At 44.6% G+C, this 14362-nt stretch carries 13 protein-coding genes; 3 read left to right on the top strand and 10 right to left on the bottom strand.

All coding sequences use genetic code 11. The annotated features are described in order from the left end of the window. Window positions 1-119 precede the first annotated feature (119 nt). The 10 genes from ACX9NY_RS11460 to ACX9NY_RS11505 form a co-directional block, all read right to left on the bottom strand. Window positions 120-587: a DUF2691 family protein gene (locus ACX9NY_RS11460; RefSeq protein ID WP_472478627.1), complete on the bottom strand. Its 468-nt coding sequence runs from the start codon at window positions 585-587 to the stop codon at window positions 120-122. Window positions 588-638: 51 nt separating this feature from the next. Next, the gene (locus tag ACX9NY_RS11465) at window positions 639-1169 is read right to left on the bottom strand and encodes a P-loop nucleotide/nucleoside kinase family protein (RefSeq protein WP_472478628.1); all 531 of its coding nucleotides are present in this window, start codon (window positions 1167-1169) and stop codon (window positions 639-641) included. A gap of 12 nt (window positions 1170-1181) precedes the next feature. After that, window positions 1182-1667 carry a GNAT family N-acetyltransferase gene (locus tag ACX9NY_RS11470; protein ID WP_339261389.1) on the bottom strand — a complete coding sequence of 162 codons (486 nt, stop codon included), beginning with the start codon at window positions 1665-1667 and terminating at the stop codon, window positions 1182-1184. 64 nt (window positions 1668-1731) lie between these two features. After that, on the bottom strand, window positions 1732-2259 hold the full coding sequence (locus ACX9NY_RS11475) for an AAA family ATPase (RefSeq protein ID WP_472478629.1): 528 nt from the start codon (window positions 2257-2259) through the stop codon (window positions 1732-1734). Window positions 2260-2446: 187 nt separating this feature from the next. Next, window positions 2447-3511: a polysaccharide deacetylase family protein gene (locus ACX9NY_RS11480; protein WP_472478630.1), complete on the bottom strand. Its 1065-nt coding sequence runs from the start codon at window positions 3509-3511 to the stop codon at window positions 2447-2449. A gap of 218 nt (window positions 3512-3729) precedes the next feature. Beyond that, the gene (locus ACX9NY_RS11485) at window positions 3730-4782 is read right to left on the bottom strand and encodes an ABC transporter substrate-binding protein (RefSeq protein ID WP_472478631.1); all 1053 of its coding nucleotides are present in this window, start codon (window positions 4780-4782) and stop codon (window positions 3730-3732) included. A gap of 112 nt (window positions 4783-4894) precedes the next feature. Beyond that, window positions 4895-5869, bottom strand: coding sequence for a galactofuranose ABC transporter, permease protein YjfF (gene yjfF, locus ACX9NY_RS11490; protein ID WP_472478632.1), 975 nt, complete (start codon window positions 5867-5869; stop codon window positions 4895-4897). Beyond that, the gene (locus ACX9NY_RS11495) at window positions 5859-6902 is read right to left on the bottom strand and encodes an ABC transporter permease (protein WP_472478633.1); all 1044 of its coding nucleotides are present in this window, start codon (window positions 6900-6902) and stop codon (window positions 5859-5861) included. Before ACX9NY_RS11495 ends, yjfF begins: the two co-directional genes overlap by 11 nt. 4 nt (window positions 6903-6906) lie before the next feature. Further along, window positions 6907-8418 (bottom strand): sugar ABC transporter ATP-binding protein, encoded by a 1512-nt coding sequence (locus ACX9NY_RS11500; RefSeq protein ID WP_472478634.1) that lies wholly within the window; start codon window positions 8416-8418, stop codon window positions 6907-6909. A gap of 85 nt (window positions 8419-8503) precedes the next feature. Continuing rightward, on the bottom strand, window positions 8504-9526 hold the full coding sequence (locus ACX9NY_RS11505) for an ABC transporter substrate-binding protein (RefSeq protein ID WP_472478635.1): 1023 nt from the start codon (window positions 9524-9526) through the stop codon (window positions 8504-8506). 242 nt (window positions 9527-9768) lie between these two features. On the opposite strand from ACX9NY_RS11505, the gene ACX9NY_RS11510 reads away from it, so the two are divergent. The 3 genes from ACX9NY_RS11510 to ACX9NY_RS11520 are packed head-to-tail and all read left to right on the top strand — an operon-like array spanning window position 9769 to window position 14133. Next, window positions 9769-11580, top strand: coding sequence for a cache domain-containing sensor histidine kinase (locus ACX9NY_RS11510; RefSeq protein ID WP_472478636.1), 1812 nt, complete (start codon window positions 9769-9771; stop codon window positions 11578-11580). Beyond that, window positions 11577-13175, top strand: coding sequence for a response regulator (locus ACX9NY_RS11515; RefSeq protein WP_472478637.1), 1599 nt, complete (start codon window positions 11577-11579; stop codon window positions 13173-13175). The genes ACX9NY_RS11510 and ACX9NY_RS11515 overlap by 4 nt, the downstream gene beginning before the upstream one ends. Beyond that, a complete protein-coding gene (locus ACX9NY_RS11520) occupies window positions 13168-14133 on the top strand; it encodes a sugar ABC transporter substrate-binding protein (protein WP_472478638.1) in 966 nt (321 codons plus the stop codon). The genes ACX9NY_RS11515 and ACX9NY_RS11520 overlap by 8 nt, the downstream gene beginning before the upstream one ends. The last annotated feature ends 229 nt before the right edge of the window (window positions 14134-14362 follow it).

Raw genomic sequence — 14362 nt, forward strand, 5'->3', positions numbered from 1 at the left:
GTGTCAGGTTCATTAGCGCTTGCTCACATTCATGATGTAACTATGTTAATGCATATCAACGTATGTAGTGATAATATTATCCTCTCCTCTACACAGTTGCTCCAAAACCAGTTATTCCTTCACCAGACCGATAGTGTTGTCCTCATATCATTCTCATCCGTTACATATTCCAGAGATTTAAATCCCTGTCTATTTATATGATTATATATTTCCTCGATTTTTTCCGGTTCTTTACAATAAACCGTGACGTAGATACTATCCACAACAAGAAGAACCAGCTGACAGTCACTCAACATATAATCTTCATAGGTGATTACATCTGTGATTTTTGCACCTTTTGGAAATGCTTTTAAATTCGCAAATATTAAATAATACTCGTTGTTATCAATAATCTTTTGTAATTCTTCTCCATTCATACCCATAATCATATCCGGAAAAAGATCATCCCCTAATGTATCGTCCTCAATGAAATAGGATTCTTCTCCACCAACAAACCAATCGAAATTAGATACTCCTATTGGTTTTAAAATCTCCCCAAGAAAGCAACCATAGGCATTTGGTATTCTAAAACGTATTCCTCTGTTCAATGGTTCACCCTCTTATCATTTTTACAATTTGCAGCCTAGTAAAAAGCGCTGTTATCTCACCCGATACTTCTCATTATTTATAATTTCATTTATTATTTCAGGTAGTTGATCTTCTGTAAAATGATGAGTATACAGTTTGTTATCTGCGCTCAGATTCAGATGATTTTCAAACTCATCCAGCAGAAGCACACTTCTTTCTTTCATTTGATGTTCTTCTGCTCTTAGACAGTCTCTATGAATAATGGTTTGATGATCCACCATCAATACAACATAGATTATGCGAACATTATAGGCTTCCAAATCTGCTATTAATCCATTAACGTCCTCCGGAAAGGAAACATAGTCCAAAACTACATCGTAGTTATAGTCCAATAAATTTTTCACTAGACTGGATATATTTTTCCACGTTAAGTCATTTGTATCTTTATCAAGCCAAGGTTTACCTCGTCCTTTAACCGGCAAGTGACTAACCGCATCTCCAGAAATGTATGCACTTTTATCTAAAGTCTGCACCAGCAGCTTGGAAGTTGTAGATTTCCCTACTCCAGGGGGGCCAGATATAATATATAGGTTGTTAACCATTTAATAATCTCCTTACAGTATCTTTTGGAAACTTCCAATATCCAGTTTTCTATCAAACTTATATCCGATTTCTTTAAACAGAGCACATTGTTCATACCCATTTCTCTCAAATAATGATTTACTTCTTGTATTCTCCATGCAAATTGTCGCAATCAAGGTATGGAATCCTTGTTCTTTTGCAACCTTCTCAATATAACGAAGGGCTTGTTTGCCCAAGCCTTTTCCCAAAATATCGGGCTTCAAATATATAGTGACTTCTCCGCAGATGTCATAAGCCTGTTTACTCTTATATTGGGTGATCAGAACATAGCCCACCATTTGATTATTTTCAAAAATTACGTAAGTTTTATACCGGGCATCCTGGTTCATCACAGAGGATTTAATCTGATTAAGATCTAATTCCTCCGTATGAAACGAAATTGTTGTATTCCTTACATAATAGTTATAAATCACTCTAATTTCAGGAAGATGCTGTTCGGTTACCTCTTCAAAAGTCACTGTCGTCAATTGCCATCCATCCTCTTCTGTTCGTTATACAGATCTTCCCATACAACTTCGCATTTTATTTTAGAACCTTCTTCAATATGAGTTCTATGATCTCACTGGTTTCCAGATGATCGGTAGCAATGTAGGTTTGGAATTGTTCATCCTTGAAAGCTTCAACACACTTGGGCGCTTGTTGATACTGCCAGCCTCCATATTCATCTCCTCGTTTCGCCAAACGATGATATATCGTCTCTTCTGTAGCCGTTAGGCAAAAATGATGAATGTCCTGATCAATCTCTCTCAACCCGTTATAGATGTACTGAAAGTTTTCCTCTTTATAGATGGTCATGGGGATAATCAAGTGTTTGTTATATTTCTGTTTAACCTCTTTTGCTGTCTTTACGGTTAGTATTCTCCACAGCTCGATATCTTGAAAATCATCCGTCCGTTCATTCTCCTCTCTATAATTCTCCGGGAGAAGTTTCCTGAGCATATAACCAATTTCTTCAGGATCATAGATCATACTGTTGGAAATTAAAGGTTGAAGTGCTTTTGCTGCCGAAGTTTTCCCCGAACCAAACGCGCCGTTAATCATAATGATCATTGGATCAATCCACTCCTAATAAACAAATGGTTTCAATACACACCAAATTTTCCCTGTCCACATTTCATCCATTATAAATGTTTCCCTTCCACTTTTGTATTACAAAATGTCCAAAAACACGATGAAATCCCATTGGTTTTCCAATGGGATTTCATCTCTGTACATTTTTCAATTAACCCTGCGATAATTAGTTTATTTCCAAGTAATCAATGTACACGTCCCATGTCCCGTCATCTGCGGTTACAACCAGCTGAATCTCTTGGTTTCCTGTGCCATGAGTAACATTATTAAGCGTATACACCGCAGGGTTGTTTCCCCCGAAGTAAAAGGTTCCCTTGGTCTGTCCGCCAATCTTCAAATCCACTCTAGCCATATTGGCATTGTTTGACGCCCCACGAAGTGAAAAATTATGAGTACCCGTTGCAAAATACTGCGTGTATTTAACCAAATCATTGTTAGCATACAGCACTACTCCATTGAAAGGAGAGCTTATATTCCCGGTGTACTGACCACCTTTGGTCATATTCTCAGCTTCCACTTTTGTTGAAGTACCTGGAGGATTGGTGGTGCCTCCATCAGGCGCGACTGCCCGACCTGTCGCCGGTGAGATCATGCCGGAGCAAAGGCCACGATTCTTCAGATTTTGTGCAATCTGCGGAATGGCCTGAAGTGTTGTCTGGTACTGATCATGCATTAGAATGACATCACCACTTTTCATGGTGTTCACAGCCGCTACAATCTGGTTTGCACTGGCGCCATTCCAGTCTTGGGAATCTACGTTCCACAGCACTTCAGTCAGCCCGTTCTGGCTCACAACAGATTTCAAGGTCGCATTTGTCGCACCGTAAGGAGGTCTGAACAATTTAGGTGAACTTCCAGTAATGGACTGAATCGTTTGCTGTGTCCGTGTAATCTCTGACGACATCTGAGAACTGTTTAACGTAGTCATATTCGGATGTGTATAGGAATGATTGCCGATCCACATGCCAGCTGCCACCTGTGCAGTAACCAGAGATTGATTGTTTTGCGCATTTTGTCCAACATTGAACATCGTCGCCCGTAAACCAGCCTGCTTCAATGCGTTAAGCATGTTTGTTGTATTTCCAGATGGGCCATCATCAAACGTCAAGCCTACATAACCATTTGGACAGGCTGCGTCCGCAGCACGAGCATCAGGCACTGCAGGAATGGAGAACAATGTACTGAAGAGTGCGAAAGATATTACCGCTTTTGCCAGCTTTCCTTTGAACATAATATTACCTCCTCATATTTATTCACAGCATAATACCTTACTACACTCCCTCTCTTTATCAACGTTCAACCCTCGAAAAAAAGCGCTTTCAATTAAAGATAAACCACGGCCTCCTTTCTCATAGATAAGACTTTAGTTCAAGGTGAGTTTAGTATAAACGATAAGGTGATTTAAAGTAAATTCTATTTTATCCAAAATGTTCTATTTTTCTACGTACTCTAAAATCTCCGATTGTACATCTCCCGTTTAGCACTCTCCTGTGTAAAAATGTCCTCCGGGGGGACCATTCGCTTCGGAAGTGTACGTCCTGCGATAATTTCTTTGGTAGCCTGCATAAGCTGAGGACCAAGCAGTGGGTTACATTCCACGACGGCGTTGATTTTCCCACTCGCCAGAATTTCAAGTGCTTTGCGGGAGCCGTCCACCGAGACAATGATGATGTCCTCTCCCGGCTTCAGCCCAGCTTCTTCGATCGCTTGAATGGCGCCAAAAGCCATTTCGTCATTATGGGCAAAAAGAACCTGCGGCCTTTCTTCTTCCGGAACCTGAAGGAAACCTTTCATAACTTGTTTCCCATTGGCCTCCGTAAAATCGGCAGGAGCACTTTGTGAAAAGATAATGTCTGTTCTGGTGTCGAAAATGCTTCTAAATCCCTCGCCACGCTGGATGGAAGGCGTAGAACCACTCGTGCCTTGCAGTTCGGCAATTCGTTTCGTACCCGGATGATTTCGCATCCGATCCTGAATGTACTTCCCCGCCTTCACACCTTCCTCATAAAAGTCAGATCCAATCGTTGTCACAAAAAGTGAAGTGTCTTGGACATCGACTGACCGGTCTACGATGATCACGGGTATGCCTGCATCCTTGGCCTCCTGAAGAATACTCTCCCAGCCCGATTCCACGACAGGTGCAATGGCAATGACGTCGACCTTTTGCCTGATGAACGACCGAACAGCCTCGAACTGTTTCGTCTGAGACTGTTCTGCATTTTTTATCACAAGGGAAATTCCCGATTCAGCCGCAGCAGTACGAATAGACATAGAGTTGGCCAGACGCCAGGCACTCTCTCTCCCCAGTTGTGAAAAACCCAAGACAATTGGTTTCGTAGAGGTATCCCTTGCTACCGCTGATTCCATCCATTCATCAACAGATGGGAGAGTTTCCAAGTTGTTAGACGAGATGGGAGGAGGCACAGATTCAGACTCAGGTGTTGTACAGCCGACAAGCAGCAGCAGTATGAACAAGCACAACCCGTTCACATGTCTTCTCATTCACGCATCCCCCATCTCCATGTTAGTTTCCGCAGCCACCGATGCAGGGCACATATGGTCATTTCATTGTTCGGTATTTGCGTCCAATATCATATCATTTCATTCGATCCACTTAATGCAGTGATTTCGAGGATACTCGCCGCCCGCTAAGCAGCCGTTGGAACAAAATAAAAACAAACAGCATTAGGCCAATCACAATCTTGGTCCACCACGAGCTGAGCGTGCCTTCGAAGCTAATTATAGTTTGGATAGCTCCCTGGATCAATACACCAATAAAGGTTCCCGCCACGTACCCCACACCACCTGTTAACAAGGTACCTCCGATGACAACAGCCGCGATGGTATCGAGTTCAAGACCCATGGCGTGTAATCCATAACCCGATAACATATAGAAGGTGAAGACGACACCGGCAAGCGCGGAGCACAAACCGCTGAACGTGTACACCAGGATTTTGGTACGTGCAACCGGCAATCCCATGAGCAGCGCAGATTGTTCACTTCCACCAAGGGCATAAACGTTGCGCCCGAACCGGGTATAATGTGCCAGGTAGATCGCAAGCAGTAGAATGATCAGAGCAATAATCACATTAATGGAGACAAAGCTGCCCCCTGGCAGGGAAATTTTCGCCTGTGCTACCTGTGTATAAAATGGATTCGTAATCGTAATGGTGTCGAGACTGATGACATAACACAGCCCCCGCGCCAAAAACATGCCGGCCAGCGTCACAATGAAGGGCTGAATTTTAAAATAGTGGATGATCGCCCCCATAACTGTGCCAAACAATGCACCCATCACAAGCACCAACGGTATAACAATGGCAGGTGACCAGCCCTGCTTCTCCACCAGACTTGCGCTAATAATGGTTGTCAGCGCTATGACTGAACCAACCGACAAGTCGATTCCCCCCGATACAATGACAAAGGTCATGCCAATTGCCGTGATAATCAGAAATGCGTTATCAATGAGAAGATTAAGTAGCACCTGTGTGGAGAAGAATCCCGTGTACCTGAAAGACCCTATGGCAAACATCACGGCCAGCAAGCCGAAAGTGACAAAGGCCGGGAGATACTTACGATTAAGAAACATGGCGGTTAACCCCCTGTTCGGCTGGATATTTCCGTTTTTTCCAACGGATCACCATGGAATTGCGGAATGAATCAGATTGAATCAAACATACGGCTAATACAACAAAAGCTTTAACAACCAACGTAACTTCTGGCGGAACGCCAATCATATAGATCGTTGTTGTTAAGGTTTGAATAATCAACGCTCCAACGACGGTACCCATGAGATAGAAACGTCCTCCATTGAGCGAAGTACCCCCGATGACTACCGCAAGAATGGCATCGAGTTCATACCACAGACCCGCGTTATTTCCATCCGCACTGGATACATTCGAGCTTAGAATAAGCCCGGCAATACCGGCACACAGACCACAGAAGACATAAACTGTGAGAATAACCGTTTTGGAACGAATACCTGCCAGTCGGCTCGCGCTCGCGTTACTTCCGACCGATTCGATAAACAGTCCCAGTGCCGTTTTTCTCGTCAACAGAGTGGCCACAATCAGGACAGTTAATACGATGAAGATGGAAAAAGGCAATGCTGCAAGCGAACCGGCTCCGATATAGGCGTAGTTGGCATTGGATACCGTGATAATCTGTCCACTCGTAATCAATTGTGCAATCCCACGTCCGGCCACCATTAGAATAAGCGTCGCAATAATGGGCTGAATTCGGGCAACCGAAACAAGCGCCCCGTTCCATACACCCAAGATCAGGGAGAGACCTATCGATAATCCAAGCGCACCCAATACAAGCCCCAAGGAACTCTGGTCTACTCCTCTGCTGATGCTCATACAAGCCACGGCACCGGAGATCGCGACAATGGAGCCCACGGACAAATCGATGCCTCCGGTCGCGATGACCAGTGTCATGCCGATGGATACCAGAATCAAAGGCGCTCCAAAGTTGAGAATATCAATCAAGCTGCCATACAGATTTCCTTCACGCATGACAAGGGAGAAGAAATCCGGAGAGTACAGCAAATTAAAGATTAAAAGTAAACCAAGCATACATAACGGCCAAAACAAATGATGTTTACGCATCTTGCCCGCCATCTCTTTAACCTCCTGCCATTGCTTTCATAATTTGCTGCTGATGGATCTGTTCCCCGCTGAGTTCTTTCACTTTTTTACGGTCCCGAAGTACGGCAATCCGTTGGCTGACACGAATCACTTCTTCCAACTCAGAAGAAATGAACAGCACGGCCATGCCCTGCTTCGACAGAGAGAGCACCAGCTTCTGTATTTCAGTCTTTGCACCAATATCAATGCCACGCGTAGGTTCATCGAGAATCAACAGATCCGGGTTCATCAGCAGCCACCGGGCAAGCAACACCTTTTGCTGATTACCGCCGCTCAGATTTTTAATTAAATGCTCCGGATTTTTGGGATGGATATTTAACAGGTTGATGTACTTTTCGGCAATCTCATCCTGCTTCTTGCGTGAGATCGGTTTAGACCAGCCGCGTGTCGCCTGTAAAGCCAGAATAATGTTCTCCCGGATGGTCAAATCATCGATGATGCCTTCGGTTTTACGGTTCTCCGAGCAAAAGGCAATATTCTGATCAATCGCATGACGTGGCGATTTGACCATGCTTCCTGTATCCACAACAAGCAGCTTGCCATCGTCCGATCGATCTGCACCAAAGAAGAGGCGAGCGATCTCGGTCCGACCAGACCCCAATAATCCAGCCAAGCCCAGGACTTCTCCCTTACGGATATCCAGATCGAACGGCTCAATTGCGCCTTTCCGTCCAAGCCCCTTGGCGGTAATTAACAGTTCGCCCGACTCCGCCTGGGCAGCATCCGTTTCCTTCGGAAGCTCCTCTAACACTTCAAGCTCCTTGCCGATCATCTTGAGCACTAGTTCCATGCGTGGAAGTTCTGCGGCTATGTACTCTCCTTCCAATTCCCCATTACGGAGCACCGTTAGACGATCCGACATTTCGTATACCTGATCTAGAAAATGAGTAACAAAAAGAATGGCGAGACCTTCACTCTTTAATTTGTGCATAATTCGAAACAGTTGCTGAACTTCGTTTTTGTCCAAACTGGATGTAGGCTCATCCAGTATGAGCACTTTGGCTGAGATGCTGAGTGCTCTTGCAATCGCAATCAGTTGTTGAATCGCGACTGAGTAATTCTGTAAAGGTGCCTTAACATCGATGGACAGATGTAATCTGTCTCGCAGCAGGTTCTCCGCATCTTGGTTCATTTGCTTCCAATTGATTTTGCCAAATCGCATCGGCTCCCGCCCGATAAAAATATTCTCAGCAACTGTTAAGTTCGGGCAGAGATTAACCTCCTGGTAAACGGTACTGATTCCCGCCTTCTGTGCTTCGAGCGGACCGGAAATGGAAAGTTCGCGATGACCCATCGTTACCGTTCCCTCATCAATGGAATAAACGCCAGTCAGAACTTTAATAAGTGTCGACTTTCCCGCTCCGTTCTCACCCATCAAGGCATGAATCTCGCCCGGAAACAAACGAAAGCTGACGCTGGATAGCGCTTTAACGCCGGGAAATTGTTTGGTGATACCTGTCATTTGCAAAATGGGTGCTTGCTCGGCCATATAACCCTCTCCTTTGTTATGGAAAAAAGTCATTTAGCGACAGCCTGGTCGAAAAATGACTTTTCGGTGTTATACGAATCTGCGTTTAGTATTCGCGTGTTGGCAATGCTTCTTTGGCTTGCTCCGATGTGAACGTTGTCTCATCTGTCACGATTCGGGGTTCGATGTCTTTCCCGTCCACTACCGCTTGAACCGCTTCCATTAATTGAGGTCCTAACAACGGATTACATTCCACGATAAAGTTGATTTTGCCATCAGCAGCAGCCTGCATCCCATCTTTCACGGCATCAACCGAGATAATGGTGATATCTACGCCTGGTTTCAGTCCTGCCGCTTCAATGGCCTGAATTGCACCAAGTGCCATATCGTCATTATGTGCGTAGAGAACATCGATTTTTTTATGTGCTTTGAGGAAAGCCTGCATGACTTCTTTGCCTTTGGCACGTGTAAAGTCTCCCGATTGTGAAGCGATCACTTTAAGCTTTGGATTGGAAGCAATCAATTCCATAAAGCCCTCTTGACGGTCATTCGCTGGTGCGGAGCCAGTTGTGCCCTGCAATTCTACGATATTGATCTCGTCTTGTGTGTCCTTATATTGGTCATTAAGCCACTGACCTGCTTTGCGTCCTTCTTCTACGAAGTCGGAGCCAATAAAGGTTTTGTAGAGGGTTTTATCCGGGGAATCCACAGCACGGTCCGTCAAAATTACGGGAATGCCTGCATCCTTCGCTTCCTTCAATACGGTATCCCAACCGGATTCCACAACAGGAGAAAAAGCTATCACCGTCACCTTCTGCTGGATGAAGGATCGCAAGGCTTTAATCTGATTTTCCTGCTTCTGCTGCGCATCCGAAAACTTCAAATCATAGCCTGCTTCTTTGGCTGACTCCTGAATCGACTTGGTATTCGCCGAACGCCAGCCACTCTCCGCACCAACCTGCGAAAAACCGAGCGTAATTGTTTTGGCGCTGGCAGGTGTACCCCCATTGCCATTTGTTGAAGTTTCATTATCGGAGCCTGCTCCTCCATTGGTACTGCTGCATGCCGTGCTGACCAGCATCATCATAGCCAATGTTATGGCAAGTCCCCACTTTTTTTTGGTTCGCATGTTGTGATCCTCCCTTTTTCATTTCACCTTGTGGTGTGATCACATTATAGAACGCTTTCATTTCAAGCTTATATGGAGTATCTTGTTTTTTTAATGTAATAATTTAGCAATTTAAAAAACGGAGATCCAAAATGTGTAATTTCTTTGTTTAATGGTGTAGTATTTAGCGATTCTCTTAAATATCTAAAAATCATGTTATACTAATGGTACATTTTCGATCCCTTCAGATGGAGTGGAATACGTTGAAACTCATTCAGTGGATTGCTTCAAGCCTAAGGCTTAAATTACTCAGCATGTTTATCATCCTCAGTTCAGTACCACTGATCGTGGTTGGATTGATTTCTTACCACAAATCCTATACGGTCGTATCCAATCATAACAAGGCCTCGACACAATTGGTCGCCGACCAGCTTGCCAGGAACATTGATATCTTGTTTGAGGATACGGAACGGTTGCTCGAACTGGGCAAGAATCCACAAGTGCTTCAATACCTTTATTCTCAATCGGAGTCCTACCCGGAAGCCAAAGCCATCCTTCAGACCTACAATCTATATCGGGAAACTTACAAGTATGACAAGGTACTTAATATCTCATTTGTGAATTTCTATGGAAAAGGCATAAGTGAACGAAAAGGCGTGTTCAAGCTGGAACGGAATCCGCTACGTAACCCGTACTTCAAGTATCTGATACAGTATCCGGATGCCATTCTACGCATCCCTCATTCTGCAACCCATGCCGAATATAACAGGCTGGATGGATTTGCTTACCCTAAACAGAATGCGCTTTCAATTATAACTACCGTCAAGGAACGAATCACGCATGAGGTCATCGGATTTATCTTAATTGATTTGAACGATTCGTTTATTGATGATTTTTTGACGAGCACCCCCATTAAGGATTCAGGTTTTTTCTACATCAGTGATCAACACGGAAATACTCTTTTCAGACCGGATGCCACCCCGGCATCCATAAGCATGATGGATCAGATCCGATCAATCCCCTTACATTTGCAACATGACAGCTTTATCCTGTCCGCAGGATCCAAGCCGCAATTCGTTGTATACAGCACCTCCAAACAGACCGGATGGAAAATGATCGGGGTAGCCCCTTATCAGGAAATCATTGCAGAGGCCAATAGCATTCGCCAATTGATCATCATCACGGTTTTGTTAAGTGCCTTCTTTGCAATATCATTATATTTTTTCCTGAATAATCGACTGATTCTTCCCATCCGGATTCTGATGAACAAGATGCGTAAAGCTGCAAACGGTTACTTGGAGGCCAAAGTCACACCACACGGCTCAGACGAAATTGCTGATCTGGGCAAAAGCTTCAATGTGATGCTGGATAAGCTCAAAACATTAATCGAAAAGAGTATTCGAGAGAATGAACAGGTGAAAATAGCTGAACTACGTACACTGCAAGCTCAGATCAACCCTCACTTTCTCTATAACACGTTAGAATCCATTCTATGGATGGCTGAAGCTGAGAAAAAAGAAAATGTAATCAAACTTGTGCAGGCCCTCTCGAAGTTCTTTCGTTTGAGTCTGAACAAAGGATTCGACTGGGTATCCATTCAAACCGAGCTTGAGCATGCGCGGAGTTACTTGGTCATTCAACAGATGAGGTATCACGATATTCTCACCTACGAGATCAGCGTTGACCGTGAGCTTCAGGATTATCCCATTCTGAAAATGACCTTGCAGCCCCTAGTTGAAAACGCGCTCTACCATGGGATCAAAAACAAACGTGGTCAAGGGCGTATATCCATCCACGGATATATTGAGGAAAATAGCATCATTCTCACCGTACAAGACAACGGAATCGGCATGTCTGCGGATCGATTGGCTCAATTACGTGAAGAGCTGGAGAAACCTGCAGGTTCTCGTTCCCCCCAAGATGACGAGCAGGAAGGCGGATTCGGTCTGCTCAATGTACATCACCGGATTCGGCTCTATTTCGGACCATCTTATGGCGTTGAAATGGACAGTACGTATATGGAAGGAAGCACATTTATGATTCGTATCCCCAAAAGCAAGGAGGTTAACCGTTGAAAAAGGTCATGATTGTGGATGACGAAATTGGGATTCGGGAGAATATACGGAGCTGCATTGATTGGGAAAAGGAAGGTTTTCGCTATTGCGGGGATGCACCCGACGGCGAGCTTGCATTACCTTTAATTCATGAATGGGCACCGGATATTCTGATTACGGATATTAAAATGCCATTTATGAACGGACTGGAACTGACCTCCATCGTTCGCAATCAGCAACCTGATATCAAAATCATTATCATGAGCGGTCATGATGAATTCAGCTATGCCCAGGAGGCCATCCGACTCGGTGTAACTGAGTACTGTCTAAAGCCCATTAGCGCAGCAGAGCTAATCCAGATGCTTCATAAGGTCAGCAAACAAATGGATGAAGAACAACAGCGCATGACAAGCCGAACGATCACCAAAGAAAAACTGCTAGCCGATCTGTGTGGGGGACTCATCGGTACAACCGATGCGATTGAATCAGCCAAACAACTCGCACTTCCTCTCTCAGCCAGGTATTACACCATTGTCATTATCGACGTTCGATTAACAGAGGATTCCCCGGATTCGGAATCCATGATGAAGAAGCTGATTCCCGTACTGGAGGAAACTCGTGATCCCCACGTAGAACTTCTTCCTTATATTCGAAGCCGGACGGAGATCGTGCTTCTGCTCAAGTATAATGACGCTGAGAACATATCCGCATATCTGGAGCAGCTTCGTGGGCGGGTTCGTATGGAGCTGGAGCATATGTTCAAATGTAATATTATTCTGGGTATTGGCAGTCAACAAGAGCGGCTGCAAGGCATTCATGTCTCGTATCTGGAAGCGGAGGAGGATAAATATATTACCCGGCTTACCCTTCAGAACAGAGCTACTCTAACTGAAATTAACCTGGATGAGCAAACGACTCTATTTCTCGACAGGAATTCGTTTCTTGAATTTCTCAAAATCGGTAGCCCCAATCTGCGTGGCCCTTTTGTGCAGGAGTTTGCCGCTCCATTACAGTCCTTCGACTGGAAGTCCTCATCGTATGGCTTCTATCTGTTGAATGATCTTACGCTCGAGTCGTTTCGGCTTGCGAATCAGCTGTTCCGCATGAGTGACCATTCGGATGAGAACATCACTTCCCTGCAGCAGACGATCCGGAAAATTACGTGCTGGGAGGATTGCACCCAATATCTATGTTCCCTGCTTAACCTGTTATGGCAGAGAAGGGCAGCCTGCTCCGGAAAATACAGTGATGTCATCGATCAGGTAAAAGCCTATGTATCCCGGGAATACAGTAACGAACAAGTCTCGCTGAAGATGATCTCTGCACACGTCAGAATCAGTCCAAGTCATCTAAGCAAGATTTTCAGTCAGGAAACGGGTCAAACGATAACGGAGTATCTAACCCGGATTCGAATCGGTAAAGCCAAAGAGCTGCTGAAAACGACCAGCAACAAAACCTTTGAGATTGCTTACAAAGTCGGTTACAACGATTCTCACTATTTTTCTAATATATTCAAGAAAACAACAGGTTTTACACCAAGAGAATACCGAACGCAAGGGACCGAGGAATCGCAGGCCAGACCATCAGATATGAGAAAAGAGCCGATGTATGAGTAAAATTAAATTTGCACTTTTACTTACACTCATACTGCTGTTCCCGATGATCATTTCATCCGGTTCGGCACACATTCGCCCACAGCAAATGGCCGCATCACTTCCTGCAACTTCACCTGTCGAGAAATCTGCCGCGAGTAAAACTTTCGGTATTATTTATCCAATGACCTATCCAACCTATGAGATGATCACGAAGGATGCAACGGAGTATGCAGGCAAACACAATATCACATTAATTGTAAACGCACCTGATGAAGCCAATACTGAACAACAGATCCGTATCATGGAGAATATGATCAAACAGCATGTGGACGGAATAGCTATATCTCCTGTGGATGCTGCTGCACTTACACCCGTAATTGATGCGGCTCAAGCTGCCGGTATTCCTGTCATTACATTCGAGTCAGATGTCCCATCCAGTCATCGAATCGCTTATGTGGGCGCTGATAACTATCGCACTGGCCAGCAGTTCGCGATGACGACTACAGACCTTCTGTATAATCAAGGCATGATTCTTGTCGAGAATGGTTTGGAGGAGATGCAAGGTTTGCAGCAGCGACTTAATGGATTCATCGACTACATCCGCAGTGAAACAGACATCGAAATCTTGGAGGTTCGCTATCATCAAGGGAATGAAGATCGCGCCATGTCCGATATGGAGAACATGATTCAAGCTCACCCTCACTTCAATGCGATTATCGGACTCGATTTTGTTTCCGTCTCTGCCTCTACCCTGATCTGGAAAGCGAAAGGCCTTAACCGGCATTTGATCGCGTTCGGAGACAGCCCGACCAGTGAAAACGGGTTGCTCAACGGTCAATTGTCTGCCGTTATTTCACAGAATGAGGGAGTCTGGGGTGCCAAAATGATGGAGACCTTGTTACTCGCAAGCGACGGTTTGCCCGTGCAGGAATTTATTGATACGGGGATCATTGTAATCAATCAGGAAGGAAGTAAATAATTAAGGGGATGTCTGCCTGTCATTCAGATGACAAGCGAACATCCCCCATTTAAATTTTCGTACACGTAGTTATTACATCCGTTCATCAAGTGTTCCTCAAGAAAGATGACCTCTGTCTGAGAGTTGTTCATATCTACCTATTACGCTTAAGCTTCATAATGACCCGATCGAGGATAAACCCCGCTCCTCCCCAAAAAATCAAATGGAATAAGTATATTAATGGCCTGAA

It is taken from the genome of Paenibacillus sp. CB74 (genome assembly GCF_055687625.1).